At 70.3% G+C, this 21,394-nt stretch carries 18 protein-coding genes; 10 read left to right on the top strand and 8 right to left on the bottom strand.

Annotated features, from left to right (window positions below):
* Positions 1-15 precede the first annotated feature (15 nt).
* The gene (locus HLA95_RS28930) at positions 16-1,923 is read right to left on the bottom strand and encodes a WecB/TagA/CpsF family glycosyltransferase (protein WP_222183514.1); all 1,908 of its coding nucleotides are present in this window, start codon (positions 1,921-1,923) and stop codon (positions 16-18) included.
* Positions 1,924-2,254: 331 nt separating this feature from the next.
* Between HLA95_RS28930 and HLA95_RS12550 the strand changes: the two genes are divergently transcribed.
* Both HLA95_RS12550 and HLA95_RS12545 read left to right on the top strand, forming a co-directional pair.
* The gene (locus HLA95_RS12550; RefSeq protein WP_191058142.1) at positions 2,255-2,707 is read left to right on the top strand and encodes a response regulator transcription factor; all 453 of its coding nucleotides are present in this window, start codon (positions 2,255-2,257) and stop codon (positions 2,705-2,707) included.
* A 78-nt stretch (positions 2,708-2,785) separates the two neighbouring features.
* Positions 2,786-3,178, top strand: a complete 393-nt coding sequence (locus HLA95_RS12545) for a response regulator (RefSeq protein WP_191058141.1) — start codon at positions 2,786-2,788, stop codon at positions 3,176-3,178.
* Positions 3,179-3,208: 30 nt separating this feature from the next.
* Here the strand turns inward: HLA95_RS12545 and HLA95_RS12540 are convergent, their stop codons facing one another.
* The 3 genes from HLA95_RS12540 to HLA95_RS12530 are packed head-to-tail and all read right to left on the bottom strand — an operon-like array spanning position 3,209 to position 6,178.
* The gene (locus HLA95_RS12540) at positions 3,209-4,714 is read right to left on the bottom strand and encodes a tripartite tricarboxylate transporter permease (RefSeq protein ID WP_191058140.1); all 1,506 of its coding nucleotides are present in this window, start codon (positions 4,712-4,714) and stop codon (positions 3,209-3,211) included.
* A gap of 7 nt (positions 4,715-4,721) precedes the next feature.
* Positions 4,722-5,189, bottom strand: a complete 468-nt coding sequence (locus tag HLA95_RS12535) for a tripartite tricarboxylate transporter TctB family protein (protein ID WP_191058139.1) — start codon at positions 5,187-5,189, stop codon at positions 4,722-4,724.
* Positions 5,190-5,200: 11 nt separating this feature from the next.
* The gene (locus HLA95_RS12530) at positions 5,201-6,178 is read right to left on the bottom strand and encodes a tripartite tricarboxylate transporter substrate-binding protein (RefSeq protein WP_191058138.1); all 978 of its coding nucleotides are present in this window, start codon (positions 6,176-6,178) and stop codon (positions 5,201-5,203) included.
* Between the two features lie 198 nt (positions 6,179-6,376).
* Between HLA95_RS12530 and HLA95_RS12525 the strand changes: the two genes are divergently transcribed.
* The 7 genes from HLA95_RS12525 (at position 6,377) to ade (ending at position 15,025) form a co-directional block, all read left to right on the top strand.
* Complete coding sequence (locus HLA95_RS12525) at positions 6,377-6,904, top strand: (2Fe-2S)-binding protein (protein ID WP_191058137.1); 528 nt, start codon at positions 6,377-6,379, stop codon at positions 6,902-6,904.
* Positions 6,901-7,914: an FAD binding domain-containing protein gene (locus HLA95_RS12520; RefSeq protein ID WP_191058136.1), complete on the top strand. Its 1,014-nt coding sequence runs from the start codon at positions 6,901-6,903 to the stop codon at positions 7,912-7,914. The genes HLA95_RS12525 and HLA95_RS12520 overlap by 4 nt, the downstream gene beginning before the upstream one ends.
* A gap of 11 nt (positions 7,915-7,925) precedes the next feature.
* Entirely contained in the window at positions 7,926-10,226 is a 2,301-nt protein-coding gene (locus tag HLA95_RS12515) for a xanthine dehydrogenase family protein molybdopterin-binding subunit (protein ID WP_191058135.1), read from the top strand.
* A gap of 80 nt (positions 10,227-10,306) precedes the next feature.
* Entirely contained in the window at positions 10,307-11,377 is a 1,071-nt protein-coding gene (locus HLA95_RS12510) for a type III polyketide synthase (RefSeq protein WP_191058134.1), read from the top strand.
* The gene (locus HLA95_RS12505) at positions 11,377-12,102 is read left to right on the top strand and encodes a methyltransferase domain-containing protein (protein WP_191058133.1); all 726 of its coding nucleotides are present in this window, start codon (positions 11,377-11,379) and stop codon (positions 12,100-12,102) included. Before HLA95_RS12510 ends, HLA95_RS12505 begins: the two co-directional genes overlap by 1 nt.
* Entirely contained in the window at positions 12,057-13,274 is a 1,218-nt protein-coding gene (locus HLA95_RS12500; protein WP_369076372.1) for an NAD(P)/FAD-dependent oxidoreductase, read from the top strand. Before HLA95_RS12505 ends, HLA95_RS12500 begins: the two co-directional genes overlap by 46 nt.
* Positions 13,275-13,309: 35 nt before the next feature.
* Positions 13,310-15,025 (top strand): adenine deaminase, encoded by a 1,716-nt coding sequence (ade, locus tag HLA95_RS12495; protein WP_191058132.1) that lies wholly within the window; start codon positions 13,310-13,312, stop codon positions 15,023-15,025.
* Positions 15,026-15,127: 102 nt separating this feature from the next.
* On the opposite strand, the gene ykgO is transcribed toward ade, so the two are convergent.
* Together ykgO and rpmE are read right to left on the bottom strand one after the other, a co-directional pair.
* Positions 15,128-15,253, bottom strand: a complete 126-nt coding sequence (ykgO, locus tag HLA95_RS12490) for a type B 50S ribosomal protein L36 (RefSeq protein ID WP_027133106.1) — start codon at positions 15,251-15,253, stop codon at positions 15,128-15,130.
* 21 nt (positions 15,254-15,274) lie between these two features.
* Positions 15,275-15,505 carry a 50S ribosomal protein L31 gene (gene rpmE, locus HLA95_RS12485; protein WP_159713979.1) on the bottom strand — a complete coding sequence of 77 codons (231 nt, stop codon included), beginning with the start codon at positions 15,503-15,505 and terminating at the stop codon, positions 15,275-15,277.
* A 169-nt stretch (positions 15,506-15,674) separates the two neighbouring features.
* Between rpmE and HLA95_RS12480 the strand changes: the two genes are divergently transcribed.
* Positions 15,675-17,486, top strand: a complete 1,812-nt coding sequence (locus HLA95_RS12480; protein WP_222183510.1) for an ABC transporter transmembrane domain-containing protein — start codon at positions 15,675-15,677, stop codon at positions 17,484-17,486.
* A 600-nt stretch (positions 17,487-18,086) separates the two neighbouring features.
* On the opposite strand, the gene HLA95_RS12475 is transcribed toward HLA95_RS12480, so the two are convergent.
* The gene (locus tag HLA95_RS12475) at positions 18,087-20,960 is read right to left on the bottom strand and encodes an OmpA family protein (RefSeq protein WP_222183508.1); all 2,874 of its coding nucleotides are present in this window, start codon (positions 20,958-20,960) and stop codon (positions 18,087-18,089) included.
* 35 nt (positions 20,961-20,995) lie between these two features.
* Positions 20,996-21,361 (bottom strand): hypothetical protein, encoded by a 366-nt coding sequence (locus HLA95_RS12470; RefSeq protein WP_191059213.1) that lies wholly within the window; start codon positions 21,359-21,361, stop codon positions 20,996-20,998.
* Positions 21,362-21,394: the final 33 nt, after the last annotated feature.

The raw sequence follows: 21,394 nt of genomic DNA, 5'->3' as shown, positions 1-21,394 counted from the left end.
CCTGCTTCCTGCCGTTCAGGCTGCCTCGGCGCGCCGGCGCCACCAGCGCCGCCTGCCTGCGGCTCTCGCCCTGCCATCATCCGTAGCCGTCCGCAGCGGCTCCAGGACGATGGCGGGATCCGGCGGGGGGGCCGGCGGCTCGGGCGGCGGGACCGGCGTTGCCGGCTCGATCACCGCGCTGTCCCCCCGGTACGGGTCGCGGCCGCCCAGCATGGCGAGCTTGCCTGCACCGGCGGCCACCAGCCGCATCCCGGCCACGCCCCGCGAGCGTGACAGTGGCCAGAACAGCGTTTTCACGCAGCCGACCAGGACCTGGCCGAGCCCGATCCCGAGCCAGGCCCATGCGTCCACCCATGCCACCGGCGGGCCCAGCGCCACACCGGCGGTGAGCTGGGCGCGCCGGAAGGTGCGCCGGCAGAGCTGGCCGGGCGTGAGCAGGGCCCTGGGCAGGTGCTCCTCCACCCTGGCCTCGGCGCACCAGACCAGGCGCCGGCCCTGGCGGAGCATGCGCTTGAAGAACAGCTCGTCCTCACCGTCGGCGCCGGTGGCGGTGCTGGGGATCTGGCGGAAGTTCGCCTTCAGCATCATCGCGTTGCGGATCTCGAACGGGACGTAGGAGCCGCCGCTCTTGAACTGGAGCGGCCGGCGCGGCTCGAGGCTCGTGCCGGTGGCGGCATCGTTGCGATAGCTGAAGAAGCGGCGATAGACGCCGGTATCGAGCTTCTGGGCGTCGCGCTGGCCCGTCTCGTCTGGCACGGCCTCGACCGGCCCCAGCACGACATCCGGGTCATAGATCCGGATGATCCGGAGCATGGCCTCCAGCCAGGATGGGCCGGGCAGGGCGTGGTCGTCGAGAAAGGCCACGAACTCGCCGGCCGCCTGGTCGACGGCCAGGGCGCGGGCCTTGGCAGCGCCCAGGTCGCGCAGATGCAGGAAGCGCAGGATCGTCCGGCTCCCGCCTGCGGCGCGCTCGACGATTGCCCGGGCCAAGCCATCGGCCGAGCGGTCGACCACGAGCAACTCGATCGCCCCGGCATTGAAGCCGCTCTGGGCGTCGCAGCGCTCGATCAGGCGCGGGAGGAATTCCTGATGATGGCGGGTCAGCACGACCACGCTGACCAGGACCCGCTGCTCGCGCCGATGGTCGGCGGCGATCCGGAGGATCTTGGGCGCATCGTACAGATAGCGCCGCCACATCCGCTTAGGCTCCTGGGCCAGGCGGTGCAGCCATTCGAGCTTGGCGCGCTGCATCCACAAGGGTGCCCGCTGCAGTTCGCCGGCGAGGAACAGCAGCGAGGCGCCCACGCACAGGCCGATGCCGACCGCTTGGCCCCGCTGCTTGATCCGGTGGGCCAGGATCTCCTGCTGCGGCGAGCCCACCGCCAGGAAGACGAAGCGGCTCGGATGGCGCTCCACGAACTGCGCGGCTTCCAGCACCGCTGCCGGGTCGCGGATGAAGCCCATCGGCGGGTTGAAGTGGCAGACGTTGCGCAGGCCGTAGCGCCGCTCGATCTTCGCGACCAGTTCCGCCGAGCCGCCGATGATCGTGATCCGCTCCTGCGGGTCGATCGTGTATTCGAGCATGATGGCGGTGAGGTCGGACCCGGTGACCACCGGCAGCGACACGCCGCTGAGCCGGCCGATCAGGCTGACGATCCGGCTGTCGCACAAGGACAGCTCGGCATCCTCGTAGATCTCGACCAGCTCACCCCCGTCGCGCCAGTTGCGCACGACATGGTCGACGTTGGGCGTGACGATGTAGGTGAACGGGTCGTTGACCGTGCGGGTCTCGAGGTAGCGCAGCACGTCGCGCACGCCGACGCCGGTGAACGGCATCTCGCAGAATTTCTGCTTGAGCGGGCGGCTGCGCTCCGGCCCGCGGGCCGGGCCGGGGGAGGCAAGCAACTCGCCGGCACGGTTCATCGACATGTCCGGAAACGGTTGAATCGGAAGTTATGAACATCAGGGTTGTTCAAATTTCTTCCGATCCCCGTACGAGGTGATTTCGCTTATGAACGCAGTACGCTACATCAGACCGCATCGACATCTAGAGGGATTTCCGTAAGTTCCAATGCGGCCCATTGGTACAGCCGGTCGTCGCCAAGTCTGGTGTCGCAGCAGCGACTTTGTCAGTCGCTGGTCGAATTCCGCTTATTGTAATGTAGATTTCGCGATTTCCGATCATTTCGTGATGCTGTCCGCAGATCGCAGAGCTTCCGCCGAAGCGGTTCCTGCCGGCGGCGTGGGGGATTAAGTGTCTTTCCTGACCAAGCTGTTCCCGTGGACGAAGAACGAACCGCAAGGCGAGCAGGTGCATCCGGCCGGCCGGCCGGTTGGCCGGCACAGCATCCTGGTGGTCGACGACGACCCGCATCTGCGCGAGCTGGTCCGCTTCGCCCTGGAGCAGAAGGGCTATGCCGTCCGGGTCGGGGGTACTGGAGTGGACGCGATCCGGATGGCGCAGGAGAGCACGCCGGACCTGATCATCCTGGACGGCAACATGCCCGTCATGGACGGGCTCGACGCACTGAAGAAGCTCAGGACCATCAGGGAAACCGAGAAGATCCCGGTGATCATGCTGACCATGCGCTCGCACCAGGTCGACATGATCTCCGGCTACCGCTTCGGCGCGCAGGAATATCTCACCAAGCCGATCGCGATCGAGCAGCTCATGGTGAGCGTCCGCAAGCTGCTGGGCGGGCACTGAGGTGGTGGGACCGGGAGCAAGCGGGAAACACTGGCCTTTCCCAGGCCCGGCTACGGCCCTGCCGAGGAGTTCTTGCCGATGAGTGACGTCGCCCTGCGCCGGATCCTTTATGTCGATGACGACGACGACCTGCGCTCGATCGCCGTGTTCGCGCTGGAGGCACTGGGCGGCTTCGAGGTGGCGGCCTGTGCCAGCGGGACGGAGGCGCTGGCCCGCGCCGCGGAGTTCCGGCCCCAGCTCCTGCTCCTGGACGTGATGATGCCAGGCATGGACGGGCCGGCCGTGCTTCGGGCACTGCGCGGCCTGCCGGCCACCGCCGCCACACCGGCCGTGTTCATGACCGCGGCCACCCGCCCGGAAGAGGTGGCCGAGTTCGTGGCGAGCGGGGCCATCGACGTGATCGCCAAGCCGTTCGACCCGATGGCGCTGCCCGACACGGTCCGCACGGCCTGGGATCGGCGGGCCGGCTGAGCCGCCCCGTCAGGCGGCCTCCTCGCCCCGTCAGGCGACCTCTTCGAACGCCTCCTCGCGCTTGGCGCGCACGCGGGGCAGGGTCAGCACCAGGATGATGGCGAGCGTCAGCAGCAGGAGGGCCAGGCTGATCGGCCGGGTCACGAAGGTGGTCATGTCGCCGCGCGCCAGGATCATGGCCCGGCGCAGATATTCCTCCATCATCGGCCCCAGGATGAAGCCCAGGAGCAAGGGTGCGGGCTCGCAGTCCAGCCGCACCAGCACGTAGCCCACCAGGCCGAACAGGATCATCAGGTAGACGTCGGAGGTGAGGTTGTTCAGGCTGAGCACGCCCACGCAGCAGAACACCAGGATCGCCGGGTAGAGCAGCCGGTAGGGGATGGTGAGCAGCCGGACCCAGAGCCCGATCAGCGGCAGGTTCAGGACGATCAGCATCAGGTTGCCGATCCACATGGACGCGATCACGCCCCAGAACAGCTCGGGCTGCTCGCTCATCACCTGCGGGCCCGGCTGGATGCCCTGGATGGTCAGCGCACCCACCATCAGCGCCATCACCGGATTGGACGGGATGCCCAGGGTCAGCATCGGGATGAAGCTGGTCTGCGCCCCGGCATTATTCGCGGATTCCGGCGCCGCCACGCCCTCGATGGCGCCCTGGCCGAAGGCCTGCGGCGTCTTCGAGATCTTCTTCTCGATGGCGTAGGCGGCAAAGGCGCCCAGCACTGCACCGCCGCCCGGCAGGATCCCCAGGACCGAGCCCAGGCCGGTGCCGCGCAGGATCGGGCCGATGATCCGCCGGCATTCCTCGCGGTTGGGCAGGAGGCTGCCGATCACCCGGGTGAGCGGCTTGCGGGTCGCCTCGTGATCGAGATTGGTCAGGATCTCCGCGATCCCGAACATGCCCATCGCCAGCGCCACGAAGTTGATGCCGTCCGCCAGTTCCGGGATGTCGAAGGTGAAGCGCTGCTCGCCGGAATTGATGTCGGTGCCGATCGTGCCGAGCAGCAGGCCCAGCACCACCATCGCCACCGCCTTCAGCACCGGTCCGCGCGCCAGCGCCACCGAGGCCACCAGGCCCAGCACCATCAGGGCGAAATACTCGGCCGCCCCGAAGTTCAGGGCGATGCCGGCCAGCGGCGGCGCCAGGAACGCCACCACCGCGGTGGCCACCGTGCCGGCCACGAACGAGCCGATCGCGGCGGTGGCCAGCGCCGCTCCGGCCCGGCCCTTGCGCGCCATCTGGTAGCCGTCCAGGGCCGTGACCACCGAGGACGTCTCGCCCGGGAGGTTGATCAGGATCGCGGTGGTCGAGCCGCCATACTGGGCGCCGTAGTAGATCCCGGCCAGCATGATCATCGAGGACACGGCCGGCAGGCCGAACGTCGCGGGCAGGAGCATGGCGATGGTCGCCGCCGGACCCAGGCCCGGCAGCACGCCGATCAGCGTGCCGAGCAGCACGCCGATCAGGCACCATGCCAGGTTGAGCGGGGAGAGCACCACCGACAGGCCGAGGCTGAGGTCGCCCAGGATCTCCATGGCCCTGTTACCCGCCCAGCAGCCGGCTGAACACCGGGATTGGCAGGCCCAGGCCGTAGGCGAACACGGCTATCGAGAACAGGGTGAGCGCCAGCGCCGACAGGACCAGCCCGGCCGCCGTCACCTGCCGGCTGGCGAGCGACGAGAGGCCCACCAGCAGCGGCACGGCAGCGATCATGCCGAGCGGACGGATGGTGAGGCCGAACAGGATGCCCGGCCCCAGCACCAGGAGGATCGCGCGCCAGGGCCAGCGACCGATCGGCTCGCCCGGCCGGCGCAGGCCCTGGACCAGGATGACCGTGCCCAGCACGGTCATCATCACCGCCAGGACCGTCGGAAAGAAGGCCGGCCCCATCCGATTGGGCGTGCCGAGCTCATGGTCCTGCGCGAACCAGCCGAACGCGCAGCCGATCACGACGAACAGGGCACCCGCCGCGATGTCGCGGGGGCTGCCCCGCCCGCCCGTTTGGAGCACCGGCTGACCCCTCAGTCGGCGTACTGGCCGGCAGCCTCGATCACGGGCCGCCAGCGCGCGATCTCAGAGGTCACCAATTGTTCGAGCGCTGCCGGCGTGGCCGTCTCGGCCGTGGCCGGCGTGGCGCCGAGCTCGGCCAGGCGCTGGGTGACGTTCGGATCGGTCACCGCCGCCTGCAGCGCCTCTTCCAGCCGCGCCACCACCGCCGCGTCGGTGCCGGCCGGCGCGTACAGCCCATGCCAGACTCCCACCTGCACGTCGGGCAGGCCGCTTTCGACGGTGGTCGGCACGTCCGGCAGCGAGGGCAGCCGCTCGGGCGTGGTCACGGCATAGACCTTGATGGTGCCGCCCTTGATCTGGCTGGTCGTGTTGGTGGTCTGGTCGCACATCAGGTCGACCTGGCCGCCCAGCAGGTCGTTCATCGCCGGTGCCGTGCCCTTGTAGGCGACCGTGGTCAGCGGCACGTCCAGCGCCTGCATCAGCAGCATGCCGCACAGGTGCGAGGCGGAGCCGATCCCGGCATTGGCATAGGTGATGACGTCCCCTTCCGCCTTGGCCTGCTCGATCAGGGCCTTCATGTCGGCGGCGGGAAAGTCCTTGCGCGCCACCACGGTCATCGGCACGTCGGCCACGATGCCGATCGGCATGAAATCCGTGGCCGGATCATAGCTGAGCTTGCGGTAGAGGGTGGCCGAGGTCGCCTGGCCGATATGGTGCAGGAGCAGGGTGTACCCGTCGGGATCCGCCTTGGCGACGCGGGCGGCGCCGAGCGTACCGCCGGCCCCGCCGACATTCTCGACGATCACCTGCTGGCCGAGCGTGCCGGTCATGGACTGGGCGACCAGCCTGGTCACCGTGTCGGTGGGTCCGCCCGCGGCGAACGGCACCACGATGGTCACCGGCTTGGTCGGAAACTCCTGGGCGCTGGCGGCCGAGCCTGCCCCCAGCACTGCCGTGGCGATGACGGCGGCAACGAGACCGTGACGCATGATGGGCCTCCCCGTTTTTCTTGGCGGAAGCAGACCACGGATCAGCGGCCGAATCCAAGGGGTAGCGCGCGTTTTGCCGCCCTCGCGTGGCCGCAGGGACCGCCTTGTCTGGAACCGCTCCAGATCAGGAGGGTTGGGTGGCGGAGACGGCGGCGGCCCAGCGGGGTCGTGCCGCGCCCCAGGCGATTGAGAGCGGCCATGCAAGCCACCGAAACCGACCCACGCCCCGGCAACGGAACGGGCGAGCCCGGCCCGATCCCGGTCGTGCTGACCATCAACGGCACCGAGCGGCGCCTGGAGGTCGAGCCCTGGACCACGCTGCTGGACCTGCTGCGCGAGCGCCTGGACCTCACCGGCTCGAAGAAGGGCTGCGACCATGGCCAGTGCGGTGCCTGTACCGTACTGGTCGACGACCGGCGGGTGAATGCCTGCCTGACGCTCGCGGTGATGCTGGACGGTGCCAGCGTCACCACGGTGGAGGGGCTGGCGCAGGACGGGCAGCTCCACCCGGTCCAGGACGCCTTCGTCGAGCATGACGCGTTCCAGTGCGGCTACTGCACGCCCGGCCAGATCTGCTCGGCCGTGGGCCTCCTGAAGGAGGGGCGCGCGCGGAGCGACGACGAGATCCGCGAGCTGATGAGCGGCAATCTGTGCCGATGCGGCGCCTATGTGAACATCGTGGCGGCGGTCCGGCAGGTCATGGACGGCACGGGAGCCGGGCGATGAACCGCTTTTCCTATGTGCGGCCGGATGCGGTGGCAGCCGCGGTGCGCGAGCGGGCGAGCGATCCCGGCGCCCGGTTCATCGCCGGCGGCACCAACCTGCTCGACCTGATGAAGTACGATGTCGAGGCGCCCAGCCGGCTGATCGACATCACCCGGCTGCCGCTGCGCGACATCCAGGAGCTGGACGGGGGCCTGAGGATCGGCGCGCTCGTGCCGAACAGTGATCTCGCCTATGACCGGCGGATCGAGGAGCGCTACCCGCTGCTGGCCAGCGCCATCCTGGCCGGCGCCTCACCGCAATTGCGCAACATGGCGACGACCGGCGGCAACCTCCTGCAGCGCACGCGCTGCGTCTATTTCTACGACACCGCCACGCCCTGCAACAAGCGCACCCCCGGCTCGGGCTGCTCGGCGATCGGCGGGATCAACCGGCAGCACGCGATCCTGGGGGCGAGCGAGCACTGCATCGCCACCAACCCCTCCGACATGGGCGTGGCGCTGGCGGCCCTGCGTGCGAGCGTGCGGGTGGCAGGCCCCGACGGGGAGCGGACCATCCCGTTCAGCGAGTTTCACCGTCTGCCGGGCGACGAGCCGCAGCGTGACAACAATCTGGCCGCCGACGAGCTGATCCTCTCGGTCGACCTGCCGGCCGAGCACTTTGCGATCAACTACACCTACCTGAAGCTGCGCGAGCGGCTCTCCTATGCCTTCGCGCTGGTGTCGGTGGCGGCAGCTTTGCGTCTGGAAGACGGGAAGATCGCCGAGGCGCGGCTGGCGCTCGGCGGCGTCGCGCACAAACCATGGCGGGACGAGGCGGCCGAGGAACTGCTGCGGGGCCAGCCGGCCGAGCGGGCGAGCTTCGAGCAGGCGGCCGGGCAGATCCTGAGCGGTGCCAGGGGCTTTGGCGAGAACGACTTCAAGATCGAGCTGGCGCGCCGCGCGGTCGTGCGTGCGCTGGAGCAGGCGGCGGCGGGCACCCCGCAGTCCCAGTCCGACAAGCGCGTCCAGTGAGGGGCAGGACCATGGTGCAGACTTCCACCGCTCCGCTGCCTTCCAGGGCCTATGTCGGGACTGGCCAGCGCAGGATCGATGGTGTCAGCAAGGTGACGGGCCAGGCGCGTTATGCCGCCGAGTTCCCGGCCGACGGCCTCCTGTATGGCCATGTCGTGTCCGGCGGCGCGCTCGCCAACGGAATGATCGAGCGGATCGACGCCAGCGCCGCCGAGGCGGCCGAAGGCGTGGTCCGGGTGTACACCCACGAGAACCGGCCGAGGCAGCCCTGGTTCGATTCGACGTACCAGGACCAGGTGGCTCCGCCCGGCATCCCGTTCCGGCCGCTGAAAGACGCGAAGATCGTCTATAGCGGCCAGCCGGTAGCCCTCGTGGTGGCGCGGAGCCTGGAAGTGGCGGCCTATGCCGCCTCGCTGATCGAGATCACCTACCGAGAAGAGCCCTTCCGGACCGACCTCGCCGCCGAGCAGTCGAACGCCTACGTGCCGCCCGAGAAGCGGGCCGGGATCGAGCCGCCGCCGCCGGACCGGGGCGATGTCGACCGGGCTTTGGCCGAGGCGCCGGTGAAGGTGGAGGCCTCCTACTTCGTTGCTGCCGAGCACCACAACCCGATGGAGACCCATGCCAGCACGGTGGTGTGGAACGACGGCAAGCTGACGGTCTACGACAAGATCCAGGGCGTGGTGGCCTCCAAGGAGTATCTCACCGAGGTGTTCGGCCTGATTGCCGACGACGTCCAGGTCATCTCGCCGTTCGTGGGCGGCGCGTTTGGGGTGGGCCTGCGGCCGCAATACCAGTTGTTCCTGGCGACCATGGCCGCGCTCGACCTCCAGCGCTCGGTACGGGTGACGCTGACCCGCGACCAGATGTTCACGCTCACCTACCGGCCGCACACCATCCAGCATCTGGCGCTGGGGGCGGATCGGGACGGGCGGCTCACCGCCATCCGCCATGAGGCGGTGGCCGCCACCTCGACCTTCGAGGACTACCAGGAGGTCGTCGTCAACTGGTCGGGCCTGGGCTATCGCTGCCCGAACGTGGCGTTCGACTACAAGCTGGCGAAGCTCCACACCTATACGCCGTCCGACATGCGCGCACCCGGTGCGGCTACCGGCGTGTACGGGCTGGAATGCGCCATGGACGAGCTGGCCCATGCGGCCGGCATCGACCCGCTGGAGCTGCGCCTGAAGAACTACGCCGAAGAGGACGCCAACACCGGCAACCCGTTCACCAGCAAGCAGCTCCGGGAGTGCTACCGCCAGGGCGCCGAGCGGTTCGGCTGGTCCAGGCGCAGTGCCGCGCCCCGCTCGATGCGCGAGGGACGGGAGCTGATCGGCTGGGGCATGGCGACCGGGTTCTGGGAAGCCTCCATGCAGCAGACCAGCGCCCGCGCGATCCTCTCGGCGGATGGCCGCCTGGAGGTGGCGACGGCCACGGCCGACATCGGCACCGGCACCTATACCATCCTGGCGCAGATCGCCGCCGATGCCATGGGCGTGCCGATCGAGCAGGTGGACGTGAAGATCGGCGATTCCTCCCTGCCGGCCTCGCCCCTGGAAGGCGGGTCCTGGACGGCCGCCTCGGCCGGCTCGGCGGTGGAAAAGGCCTGCTTCGGCCTGCGCGAGCAGTTGTTCCACCATGCCCGTGCCATGGAGGGCTCGCCGCTCGCGAACGAGGTCCTGGAGCGGATCACCTTCGCGGGCGGGCGGATGGCGGTGGCGAACGATCCCTCCCGCAGCGTCGTCGTCGCCGACGTGATGGCCGCCCTCGGGCTGGAGAAGCTGGCGGCGGAGGAGACCGCGAAGCCGGACCAGGACGCGCAGGAGAACTATTCGGCCTATACGCACGCCGCGATCTTCGCCGAGGTGCGGGTCGACGAGGAACTGAACGTCGTGCGCGTCACCCGCATCGTGAACGCGGTGGCGGCCGGCCGGATCCTCAACCTCAAGACCGCGCGCAGCCAGATCCTGGGCGGCGTGGTGTTCGGCATCGGCATGGCGCTGGAGGAGCAGAGCGAGCTGGACCACCGCTTCGGCCGGTTCATGAACCACAACATCGCCGAGTACCACATCCCGGTGAACGCCGACGTGCGGGACATCGACGTGATCTTCGTCGAGGAGCATGACGACAAGGTCAGCCCGATCGGCGTGAAGGGGCTGGGCGAGATCGGCATCGTCGGCACGGCGGCCGCGATCGCGAACGCGATCTTCCATGCCACCGGCAAGCGGGTGCGCGACCTGCCGATCACGCCCGACAAGCTGCTGCGCGACGGCGATGATGGTGTGTCCAGCGGTATGGCCCGCGCCGGGTGATGCCCGAGCAAGTAGCGGCAACCCTGCCGGATTGATCCCGTTCCTGTGCCGCAGATTACTTCGTCACCGTGGAGACGGCAGTGTCGGTAGCCTATCTGAACCGCATCGCGACTGCCGTTCCACCGCACGATGTGCACGCAGCATTCGTGAATTTCGCCGATCGACTGCTGCGGGACCGGCGGGAACACGTGCTGTTTCGCCGGATGGCGGACCGCAGCCAGATCGCGCACCGCTGGTCCTTCCTGGCGCCGGCCGGGTCCGGGGCGAACGAGGCGATCGACACGACCGGCTTCTACCGGTTTGGCAGCTTCCCCTCGACCGCCGACCGGATGCGGCGGTACGAGGCAGAGGCCCCCGATCTGGTGACGCGTGCCGTGGAGCGGCTCGATCTCGACCGTGACCCGAGCCCGCCGACCCACCTGATCATCGTCTCCTGCACGGGCCTCTCCGCGCCCGGGCTCGACTTCACCGTGATCGACCGGTTCGGGCTGGATCCGTCGATCGAGCGTACCGTGATCGGGTTCATGGGCTGCTATGCCGCCATCAACGGGCTCAAGCTCGCGCGCCACATCGTCCGCGCAGAGCCCAAGGCGCGGGTTCTCCTGGTCTGCATCGAGCTCTGCACCCTGCACCTGCAGGAGAGCACCGACCTGGAGCAGGTGCTGACCTTCCTGATCTTCGGGGATGGCTGTGCTGCCGCCCTGATCAGCGCCGAGCCTTCGGGCTTTGCGCTGGACGGGTTCGAGGCGATCCGGGTGCCGGGAACGGCCGAGCAGATCACCTGGCAGATCCGGGACTGCGGCTTCGACATGACCCTGTCCGGACGGGTCCCCGGCAGCATTGCCGATGGCCTGCGCAGCGCCAGCGGCCGCATCCTGCCGGATGGCCCGGAAGCCATCGATCTCTGGGCGGTGCATCCCGGCGGTCGGTCGGTGCTCGACGCGGTGGAGACTGCCCTCGGCCTGCCCGCATCGGCCCTCGCCACCTCGCGCGACATCCTGCGCACCTACGGCAACATGTCGTCGGCAACCGTCCTGTTCGTACTGGAGGCAATGCTGCGCGAGGGCCGGGGCGGCCGGAACGGGTGTGCCATGGCGTTCGGACCAGGCCTGGTGGCGGAGACCATGCGGTTCAGCTCGGCGCGGCATTGATGGCGTCGTTCGACTTCTCCCGGCGCGCGACCACGCCGGAACTGATGGATACGGAGCGCTGCGACTTCGCGACTTTCCAGGGCTGCCTGCAGGATCTGGCGCGAGTGAACCGGCTGACGCTGGCCTACCGGCCGACCCTCGGCTTCCTCGACAGGCTGGCCGCCGGCGGCCGTATTCCCCGGGAGCGGCCGCTGCGGATCCTCGATGTGGCCAGCGGCCACGGAGACATGCTGCGGCAGATCGTGGCCTGGGCGGAACGGCGCCGGGTGGCGGTCGACCTGGTCGGCCTCGACCTCAATCCCTGGTCGGCGCGCGCGGCCCGGGAGGCGACGCCTGCGGAGGCGCCGATCGCCTGGCATACCGACGACATCTTCGCCTACCGGCCCGAGCGCGGCTTCGACCTGGTGATCAGCTCCCTGTTCACCCATCATCTCGACGACGCTTCGGTGGTGCGCTTCCTTCAGTGGATGGAGGAACAGGCGGCGATCGGCTGGTTCGTGAACGATCTGCACCGGCATCCGCTGCCCTGTCGGTTCTTCGCTGCCGCGTCGCGCGCGTTGCGCCTGCACCGCTTCGTCCAGAACGACGGGCCGATCTCGATCGCGCGCAGCTTCGTGACGGAGGACTGGCGACGGCTGCTCGACCGGGCCGGCTTGCCGGCCGGGAGTGCCGGCATCGAGTGGTGGATGCCGTTCCGGCTCTGCGTGGCGCGGGTCAAGCCGTGACGGTGCGGGATGCCGTGGTGATCGGCGGCGGGCCTGCCGGAGCGACGCTGGCGCAGGCACTGGCCGCGGCCGGGCGCGATGTGGTCCTGGTCGAGCGCGAAGCCGACCCGCACGACAAGGTATGCGGCGAGTTCCTGAGCCAGGAGGCGATCCACTATCTCCGCCTGTCCGGCCTGGAACCCGACCGGCTCGGCGCCGTGCCGATTGCCGAGCTGGGCGTATCGGCGGGCAGGGCACGGGTGACCTGCCCATTGCCGTTCACCGCGTACAGCCTGTCGCGCCGGCGCATGGACGAGGCGCTGATCGAGCTGGCGCGCAGGGCCGGCAGCCGGATCCTGCGCGGCCGGAGCGTGCAGGGGCTGGAGCGTTGCGGCGGCTTCTGGACCGCACGGCTCGACGACGGCGACATGATCCGGGCACGGGATGCCTTCGTGGCTACCGGCAAGCACGATCTGCGCGGCTGGAAACGCCCGCCGGGCAGCCAGAACGACCTGATCGGGCTGAAGCTGCACTTCAGGCTGGCAGCAGGGCAGGCCGCAGCGCTGGCCGGCAAGGTCGAGCTCTTCCTGTTTCCGGGAGGCTATGCGGGGCTCGAGCCGATCGAGGAAGGGAAGGTCAACCTCTGCCTGCTGATCCGCAAGGCCACCTTCCGGCGGATCGGGCAGAACTGGCCGGTACTGCTCGACCTGGTCCAGGCCTTCGACGGACACTTCGCACGCCGCATTGCGGGAGCCGTGCCACTTAGGGGCCGGCCGCTCGCGATCGCGAACATCCCCTACGGTCTGGTCGAGCGACGGGAGGATGGCTGCTGGCGTCTAGGCGATCAGGCGGCCGTCATTCCATCCTTCGCGGGCGAAGGCATGTCGATCGCCCTGCACAGCGCAGCACTCGCCGCGGACTGTTACCTGCATGGCGGGACGCCAGCGGAGTTCACGGGCCGCCTGCGCAGGGACCTGTCGGGGCAGGTGTGGCGGGCGACGCTGCTGTCGCATCTGCTCGTGCAGCGCCAGGCGCAGGCGGCGCTGGCCGTGGGTGCGCGGCTGTGGCCTGGAGCACTTGGACGGATCGCCTCTGCTACCCGGATCCAGGCAGCCGCGCTGCTTTCTTTACCAGCAGTCACGCCGGATCAGCGGCGGGCGGTTCCGGTGGCGCCGCAGGCGACAGCACCGTAGGTTGCGCAAGGGTCTGTCGACGCAGGAGCAGGAAGATGGCGGTCGATGTCGCTGTTCTGGCGAAACGGATCCGGGCGGCGCAGGGGCTGGAACCCTGCGACCTCTGCATCCAGGGGGGGCGGCTGGTCGATGTCGCGACCGGGATGGTGCGTGATGACGTAGCCGTTTCAGTCGTCGACGACACGATCGTGGCGGTGGGCGAGCCGCGCCTGGCGCACCGGGTGGTGGAGGCGCGCGGCCGCTTCCTGGCGCCCGGCTTCATCGACACCCATTTGCATGTGGAAAGCTCGCTGGTGACCCCGGCGGAGTTCGAGCGGCTGGTGCTGCCGCGCGGCACCACCACCGCGATCTGCGACCCGCACGAGATCGCCAACGTGATCGGCCTGCCCGGGATCGAATGGTTCCAGGCGGCAGCGCTCAGCTTGGTGATGAGCCTGAAGGTCAACCTGCCCTCCTGCGTGCCGGCGAGCGAGCTGGAGACCGCCGGTGCCCGGCTGGAGGGCGACGATCTCCTGCCGCTGCTGGCCCATCCCGCCACGATCGGCCTGGCGGAGATGATGAACTTCCCGGGCGTCATCGCCGCCGACCGGCAACTCCTGCACAAGCTCTCCCTGTTCGCCGATGCCCATATCGACGGGCATGCGCCGCTGCTGCAGGGGGAGGGCCTGGACGCCTATCTGTGCGGCGGCCCCACGACCGACCATGAATGCACGCTCCTGGCCGAGGCCAGGGAGAAGCTCGAGAAGGGCATGGTCATCCTGATGCGCGAGGGCTCGGTCACCCGCAACGTGACGGCACTGGCGCCCTTGCTCACCGAGGCCACCTGGCCGCGCATCGCGTTCTGCACCGATGACCGCAAGCCGGTGGACATCCTGGCCGAGGGCCATATCGACCATGCGATGCGCACGGCGATCGCCGCGGGTGCCCCCATCCTGCCGGTCTATCGCTCGGCCAGCCTGGCGGCCGCCACGGCCTTCCGGCTCCACGACCGCGGCCTGATCGCGCCCGGGCGGCGCGCCGACCTGGTGCTGCTGGACGATCTGGCGGAGGTGCAGGTGAGCGGCGTCGTCGCCGCCGGCCGGGTGGTCGAGGCTGCCTTGTTCGAGGAGCGCAGCCATCCAGCCCCGGTCGGCTACGGCTCGGTGCATCTGGCGGAGGTGGACGAGCGGACCTTCGCCCTGCCGGCACCGGCGGGCGAGATGGACGTGATCGGGGTGGTGCCGCTCTCGGTGATCACCGAGCATCTGCGCCTGGTCCCGCCGGCGCAGGATGGCCTGGTCGTGGCCGATCCGGAGCGCTCCCTCCACCTCGTGGCCGTGCTGGAGCGGCACGGCCGCAACGGCAATATCGGCCGGGGCCTGGTGCACGGCTTCGGCGCCCTCCATGGTGCCATCGCCACCTCGATCGGCCATGACAGCCACAATGTCACGGTGGTGGGCTCCGACCCCGTCGACATGGCGGTGGCGGTCAACCGGATCACGGCACTCCAGGGCGGGGCCGTGGTGGTGCGGGGCGAGGCGGTGCTGGCCGAGCTCGCCTTGCCGGTGGCCGGGCTGATGTCGGACCGGCCCTATGAGGAGGTGGCGGAACGGTTCGGCGCCATCCGCCAGGCGGCGCACGAGATCGGCTGCCAGATGCCGGAGCCCCTGCAGCCCCTGGCCTTCCTGCCGCTCTCGGTGATCCCGCACCTCAAGCTGACCGACCGCGGCTATGTGACCGCCGGTCCGGACGGGCTGCGCCTGCTCGGCTGATGCCGGCCCGGGCCGCTGAGCACAAACGACGAAAGCCGCGAAAGGTCGCCCTCGCGCGGCTCGTGTCGTGCCCGCCGCCCGGACCTGCCGGGCGGAAACGCTTCAGCCCTGGCGGGCCTTGAAGCGCGGGTTGGTCTTGTTGATCACGTAGACCCGGCCCTTGCGCCGGATGATCCGGCAGTCCTTGTGGCGGCTCTTCGCGGTCTTGAGCGAGTTGATGACCTTCATGACACCGATCTCTGCAAGTGGTCAGGCTTCGGCCTTGCGGCGGAAACCCTGGAAACGCTTGTTGAACTTCTCGACCTGACCGCGCTCGATCACGCGAACGTTGCCGCCAGTCCAGGCCGGGTGCGACTTGGGATCGACGTCGAGCTGCATGCTGTCGCCAGCCTTGCCCCAGGTCGAGGAGGTCTCGAAGGTCGACCCATCCGTCATCACTACGGTGATGGGATGGTAGTCGGGGTGGATGTCCTTCTTCACGACGCTTTCCTCAGATGCGGGCGGCCGCTATATATCCGCGGGCATCCGGGGACTCAAGGGGTCACGGCTCCCTTTCCTGCGCGCTTTCGACAGCTCGGCACGGATTGTTAGCGATATTGCAAGCTTTGCCGCATAGCATCGTGCCGGTTGCATTCATCGAGGAAGGTTCATGAAGGGCGGGCAGCGCAGGTCCGGCCGCGTCGACAGCGGGCGCGCAGGCACGCGCGATCTCGGGCAGCTCCGGCGCCTCGCCGCCTATCTGCGGCCGCACCGGCCGCTCGTGATCGGCACGCTGGTGGCGCTCACCGTGGCGGCGCTGGCGGTGCTCTCGATCGGTGCCGGCCTGCGCCACATCGTGGATGGCGGCTTCGTCCAGGGCCGCCCCCAGGCCCTCGATCACGCCCTGGAAGCGGTCGGCCTGGTGATCCTGGTGCTGGCGTTGGCCACCTTCTTCCGCTCCTATCTCGTCACCAGGCTGGGCGAGCGGCTGGTGGCCGACCTGCGCAAGGACGTGTTCGCCCGGGTGGTCCGGCTTTCCCCGGCCTTCTTCGAGCGGACCCGTACCGGCGAGGTGATCTCGCGGATCACCACCGACACGGCGGTGATCCAGACCCTGATCGGCGCATCGGTCACCCAGGCCCTGCGCAACCTGCTGCTGCTGGTGGGCGGCCTCGCCATCCTGCTGGTCACCAGCCCGCGGCTCACCGGCTTCGTCCTCCTGGTCGTCCCGCTCGTGGTCGTGCCGATCGTGCTGATCGGCCGCCGGGTGCGCGTCCTGTCCCGCGCCCTGCAGGACCAGGTCGCCGAGCTCGGCGTGCGGGTGGAGGAGACGCTGAACGGCGTGCGCACCGTCCAGGGCTTCGGCCAGGAAGGGCGCGAGGCGGAGCGCTTTGGCGACAGTGCCGAGGCGACCTACGCCACTGCCGTGCGCTATGCCCGCGCCCGCTCCACCCTGGGTGCGGTGGTGATCGCCCTGGTGTTCGGGGCGATCGGCGTGGTGCTGTGGCTGGGCGGCTATGACGTCCTGGAAGGACGGATCACGCCGGGCGAGCTGTCGGCCTTCGTGTTCTACGCGGCCCTGGTGGCCAGTGCCGTGGGCGGGCTCGCCGACGTGATGGGCGACCTGCAGCGCGCCGCCGGGGCCACGGAGCGGTTGTTCGAGCTGCTCGACACCCAGCCCGCCGTGACGGCGCCCGCAACGCCGCGGCCGATCGCCACCACGCGCGGGGCCGTGCGCTTCGAAGGAGTCGGCTTTGCCTATCCCTCCTTCCCGGACCGCCCGGTGCTCCGGGAGTTCGACCTGGACGTGGCGCCGGGCGAGCGGGTGGCCCTGGTCGGGCCGTCCGGGGCCGGCAAGACCAGCGTGCTGCAGCTCCTCCTGCGCTTCTACGAGCCTGATGCCGGGCAGATCCTGGTCGACGGCGTGCCGCTCGCCGAGCTGGACCCGGTGGCGCATCGCCGCCGGCTCGGCTGGGTGCCGCAGGAGCCGATGATCTTCTCCGGGACGGCGCTGGACAATATCCGCTACGGCCGGCCCGATGCTGCGCTGGCCGAGGTGCGCGCCGCTGCCGAGGCGGCCGCGGCGCTGGGCTTCATCGATGCCCTGCCGCAGGGCTTCGACACTCATCTGGGCGAGAAGGGCGTGCGGCTGTCCGGCGGCCAGCGCCAGCGGATCGCGATCGCCCGTGCCCTTCTGGCCGATCCCCGCATCCTGCTGCTGGACGAGGCCACCTCCGCCCTGGACGCGGAGAACGAGCGGCTGGTCCAGCAGGCCCTGGAGCGGCTGATGGAGGGCCGCACCACCCTGGTGATCGCCCACCGCTTGGCCACCGTGCTGGCGGCCGACCGGATCGTGGTGATGGATGGCGGCCGGATCGTCGAGACCGGCCGGCACCAGGATCTGGTCGCCAATGACGGCCTGTACGGCCGCCTCGCAGCCCTCCAGTTCACCGATGCCGGTGCGGTGATGCGGGTGGCCTGAGCTGTAAGGACGAGAGCGCCGGTCCTGTCGGCGCACCCGGGAGACCGGGTACCGGCCGTGCAGCCGACGCGGCATCGACGTCAGGAGACGCCTTCAACCAAGCCAGGACCGCGGCTTCGGGAGGTCAGCCCGCCACAGGGCAGGGCGGAGACATTGCTTCCTGCAAAAGCAGGAGTGCGCGGTCCCGGTCCGGTCCCATGGCCGGGGCGATCTCGGCCTGGTCGGTCGCCACTTGGGCTACCGGCTTGGCCCCTGGATGAGCACGGGCTGCCGGGCAGTTGTTGCGGCCTCACCCCGGCTGCAGGGGCGAGGCGAGCCGATCGGCATTCTTCCCGAGCGGCTGAACAGCAGGGCGATGCCCGAAGGCAGAGCTGCCGCGAGCATGCCTGCCGAGTTCCGGCGGAAGCCGTTCGACCCGCTGCGATGGCCCGGCCAGGTATCGCTGTTCTCAAGGGCTGCGGCGCTCGCCCCGCTGGGCCGACAGCCACTTGTTCCGCCGTTCCGTGCGGAAGCGCATGGCATAGGCGATGGCGGCCACCACTGATGCCGCGAGGCGGCGGTGGCGGCCGCTATGCCTGTTCCCCTGATCCGGCTGCCCGCTCAGCGCGAGGACAGGGTGATCTCGATCCGGCGGTTCTGGGCGCGGGCCTCCGCACTGGTGCCCGGCACGGCCGGGCGGGATGAGCCGAAGCCGGCCGGGACGATCCGCTCGGGCGGCAGGCCGGCCTCGATCAGGTAGGCGGCCACGGCACCGGCCCGGGCGGTCGAGAGCTGGAGATTGTCGCGCCAGGCACTGCCGGCGCGCAGCGGCACGTCGTCCGTGTGCCCGTCGATGCGCAGCAGCCAGGACGCCATCGGCGGCAGCTCGTCGATCACCTTGCGCATCCGCTGGGCGAACTCGCGCAGGGCGTCCTTGCCGCCTTCGCTGAGTTCCGCGCTGCCGGATTCGAACAGCACGCCCGCCGGCAACTGGATCCGCCCGTCCCGCAGCAGGTCCTGATCGTCCACCCCGGAGATGCTCGACAGCACCAGCCCGCGGGTGGCGCTGTCGGCCATCTCGTGCTGGCGGATGCTCTGCTCCAGCTCGTCGGCACTCGGCACGGCTTCGGCGAGGCTGCTGGCGATCTGGGTCTGGATCAGCGCCATCGCCTCGCTGCCGCGGGCATCCCGCTCCAGCGCCTGCACCTGGTCGGACAGCTCCGCCAACTGTTCCTGCAGCCGGTCGCGCTCGGCCTGCAGCGCCGCCTGCCGGTCCGCCTCGGCCCGGACCGCGTCCTGCGCTTCCCGGGCTTCCGTCCGGCTGGCCTGCAGGTCCTGCTCCAGCTCGGCCGAGCGGGCGCGCTGCTGCTCCAGCTCCGTGCGCAACCCGTCCTGCGCCCCTTCCAGCGCCTCGATCCGTTCCCGGGCCTGGGCCAGCTCCGCTTCCAGCGCACGGGCGCGCTCGCTCGTCTGGCCGAGCTCGGCCAGGCGGGCATCGGCCGCCGCCAGGCGCGCCTCCAGCTCCGCGCGGGTCTGTTTCAGCCCTTCGAGCTGCACCCGGGCACCGTCCAGCTCGTCCTGCGCCCGCTCGGCCGCTTCCAGGCGGTCCGCCTGGGCGGCGGCCTGCTCCTGCGCGTCCTGCAGCCGGGCTTCCAGGGCGATTTCCCGGTCGGTCGCCTCGTCGAGCTGGCGCTGCATGTCGCTGCGGATCCCCTGCAGCGCTGTGACCTCCTGGCGAGCACCCTCCAGCGCCGCCTCCGCCTCGTCGGCCCGTGCGGCCGCCTGCTCCAGCTCCTCCACCCGCGCCGTGCCCGCCCGGACCTGCTCCTGCAGATCCGCCTGCTGCCGCTCCAGCTCCTCGACCCGGCTGCGCGCCTGATCGAGTGCTGCCCGGTCGGCAGCCGCAGCCTCCGCTGCCCCTTCCAGCTCGGCGATGCGGGCATTGCCGGCATCGAGCCGGGACTGCAGCTCGGCTGCCTGCGTACCCAGCAGGGCGACGGCCCCGCGCGCCTCTTCCAGCGCCTTCTCGGTGTTGGCCGCGGCCACGGCCGCCATCTCCAGCTCACCGACCCGCCGGCGCAGCTCCTCGGCCTCGCTGCGCGCCGCCGCGAGCGCCGCCTCGGCCTGCTGGCCGGCCTGGCCCGCCTGCTCCAGTTCGGCGATCCTAGCCCTGCTGGCATCCAGCTGGGCCTGGAGATCGGCCGCCTGCGTGCCCAGCAGGGCCACGGCCCCACGCGCCTCTTCCAGCGCCTTCTCGGTGTTGGCCGCGGCCACGGCGGCCATCTCCAGCTCGCCGACCCGCCGGCGCAGCTCCTCCGCCTCGCTCTGGGCGGCCGCGAGCGCCGCCTCGGCCTGCTGGCTGGCCTGACCCGCCTGCTCCAGCTCGGCGACCCGGGCCCTGCTGGCATCCAGCTCGGCCTGCAGATCGGCCGCCTGGCTGCCGAGCAGGCCCACCGCACCCCGCGCCTCGTTCAGCGCCTGTTCGGTGCCGGCACCCGCCACGGCGGCCATTTCCAGCTCGCTCAGCCGTGCGTTCGCCTGGTCCAGCCGGCCCTGCAGCTCGGCCACCTGCTGGTCGAGTCCGGCCGCTTCCGCCCTGGCCTGCGCCAGTTCCTCCGCGCGAGACCGGGCCTCGCCGCCGGCAGCCTCCACCTCCTGCCGCAGCCGGGCGATCTCCGCCTGCGCCTCGTCCAGCGCCGCCTGCTGCCGACTGGCCGCGGCGGTGGCGGAATCCTCCAGGGCGAAGCCCTGGTCCTGCGCCGCATCGAGCTGCTGCTGCAGCCCCGCCCGGATCTGCTCCAGCGCCTTGATCTCGGTCGCGGACGCGGCCAGCCGCTCCTCGGAAGCCGCGAGCTGCTGGCGCAGCCGGTCGACCTCGGCGGCCGCGTTCCTGGCCTCGTCCCGCTCCCTGGTCGCCTGGTCGCGGGCCGCGGTGAGCTCCGCCACGGTCGCCGCCGAGCGATCGGCCTCGGCCCGCCCCTGCTCGATCTGGCTCGTGAGTTCGGCCACCTGCCGGTCCAGCTCGGCCACGCGCTGACCGGACGCCTCGGCCTGCTGGGTGGCCTGGTCCAGGCGCGCCGCCAGATCGTCCCGCTCCGCGGTGACATCGCGCAACTGCGCGTTCACGGCTTCGAGCTTGCCGGCCAGCTCGCCGAGCTTGCCGGCGGCCGAGGAATTGGCGGCATCCACGGCGGCCCGCGCCTCGTCGCGCTCGGTGCCGACCTGGTCCAGCGACTGCTGGAGCTCGGCCAGCCGCACGCCGGTCTTGGCGAGCTGCGCCTCCAGCCCGGCCTTGGCCTGCTGCTCGGCATTCAGCGACTGGGTGAGGGACACCACGGATTCGCGCGCGGCATCCACCTCCACTCGGCCATAGCCCCAGTAGCCGAGCGCCACCAGCACGGGCACCGCGACCAGGGCGGAGGTGCGCAGGAGCTTCTTGCGCTCCCAGCCCGCGAAGCTGCGCTCGAGGTCGGCAAGGCGGCGTTCCTGGGTCATCTCGTCTTGTCTCGTGTGGGCCGCCGGGCGGTCGATCAGCCGTGGGTCTTGCGGATGAGGTCGGACAGCCGGTCGATGTCGGCCGGCGTGGTGTCCGGTGCGGCGGCGAGGGCACGCCATGCGCTGCGCAGCCGGTCCAGCCCCTGCCAGCGGTCACGGCGGTCCAGCAGCTCGGCCAGGGGAAACACCGCAGTGGCAGCGATGAACAGGCCCAGCCAGAAGGTGCCCGAGCGCCAGCCTACGGCCGCGGTGAGGCCCCAGCCGGCGATCGCCAGCCCGACCAGCGCCAGCACCACCGTGCATTTCGCCCAGAATGCCTGGGAGTCCCGGTGGCGCTCGATCATGCCGACGAAGTCCGGCTCCCGTTCCGCGGCCGGAACCGTTCCTGAAGTTGCTGCCATCGTTCGTGCGTTTCCCCCGCTGCCGGCCGGTGT

It is taken from the genome of Geminicoccus harenae (genome assembly GCF_019800005.1).
Lineage (GTDB): Bacteria > Pseudomonadota > Alphaproteobacteria > Geminicoccales > Geminicoccaceae > Geminicoccus > Geminicoccus harenae.
The sequence above is the reverse complement of the archived record's forward strand: the minus strand, read 5'-3'. Positions and strand labels throughout refer to the sequence as shown.

Coding starts and splice junctions, on each gene's coding strand:
- HLA95_RS12540 (WP_191058140.1), bottom strand. CDS start 4,714: ATGGAGATCCTGGGCGACCTCAGCCTCGGCCTGTCGGTGGTGCTCTCC.
- HLA95_RS12545 (WP_191058141.1), top strand. CDS start 2,786: ATGAGTGACGTCGCCCTGCGCCGGATCCTTTATGTCGATGACGACGAC.
- HLA95_RS12530 (WP_191058138.1), bottom strand. CDS start 6,178: ATGCGTCACGGTCTCGTTGCCGCCGTCATCGCCACGGCAGTGCTGGGG.
- HLA95_RS12480 (WP_222183510.1), top strand. CDS start 15,675: ATGAAGGGCGGGCAGCGCAGGTCCGGCCGCGTCGACAGCGGGCGCGCA.
- HLA95_RS12505 (WP_191058133.1), top strand. CDS start 11,377: ATGGCGTCGTTCGACTTCTCCCGGCGCGCGACCACGCCGGAACTGATG.
- HLA95_RS28930 (WP_222183514.1), bottom strand. CDS start 1,923: ATGAACCGTGCCGGCGAGTTGCTTGCCTCCCCCGGCCCGGCCCGCGGG.
- HLA95_RS12475 (WP_222183508.1), bottom strand. CDS start 20,960: ATGACCCAGGAACGCCGCCTTGCCGACCTCGAGCGCAGCTTCGCGGGC.
- HLA95_RS12520 (WP_191058136.1), top strand. CDS start 6,901: ATGAACCGCTTTTCCTATGTGCGGCCGGATGCGGTGGCAGCCGCGGTG.
- HLA95_RS12515 (WP_191058135.1), top strand. CDS start 7,926: ATGGTGCAGACTTCCACCGCTCCGCTGCCTTCCAGGGCCTATGTCGGG.
- HLA95_RS12470 (WP_191059213.1), bottom strand. CDS start 21,361: ATGGCAGCAACTTCAGGAACGGTTCCGGCCGCGGAACGGGAGCCGGAC.
- HLA95_RS12525 (WP_191058137.1), top strand. CDS start 6,377: ATGCAAGCCACCGAAACCGACCCACGCCCCGGCAACGGAACGGGCGAG.
- ade (WP_191058132.1), top strand. CDS start 13,310: ATGGCGGTCGATGTCGCTGTTCTGGCGAAACGGATCCGGGCGGCGCAG.
- ykgO (WP_027133106.1), bottom strand. CDS start 15,253: ATGAAGGTCATCAACTCGCTCAAGACCGCGAAGAGCCGCCACAAGGAC.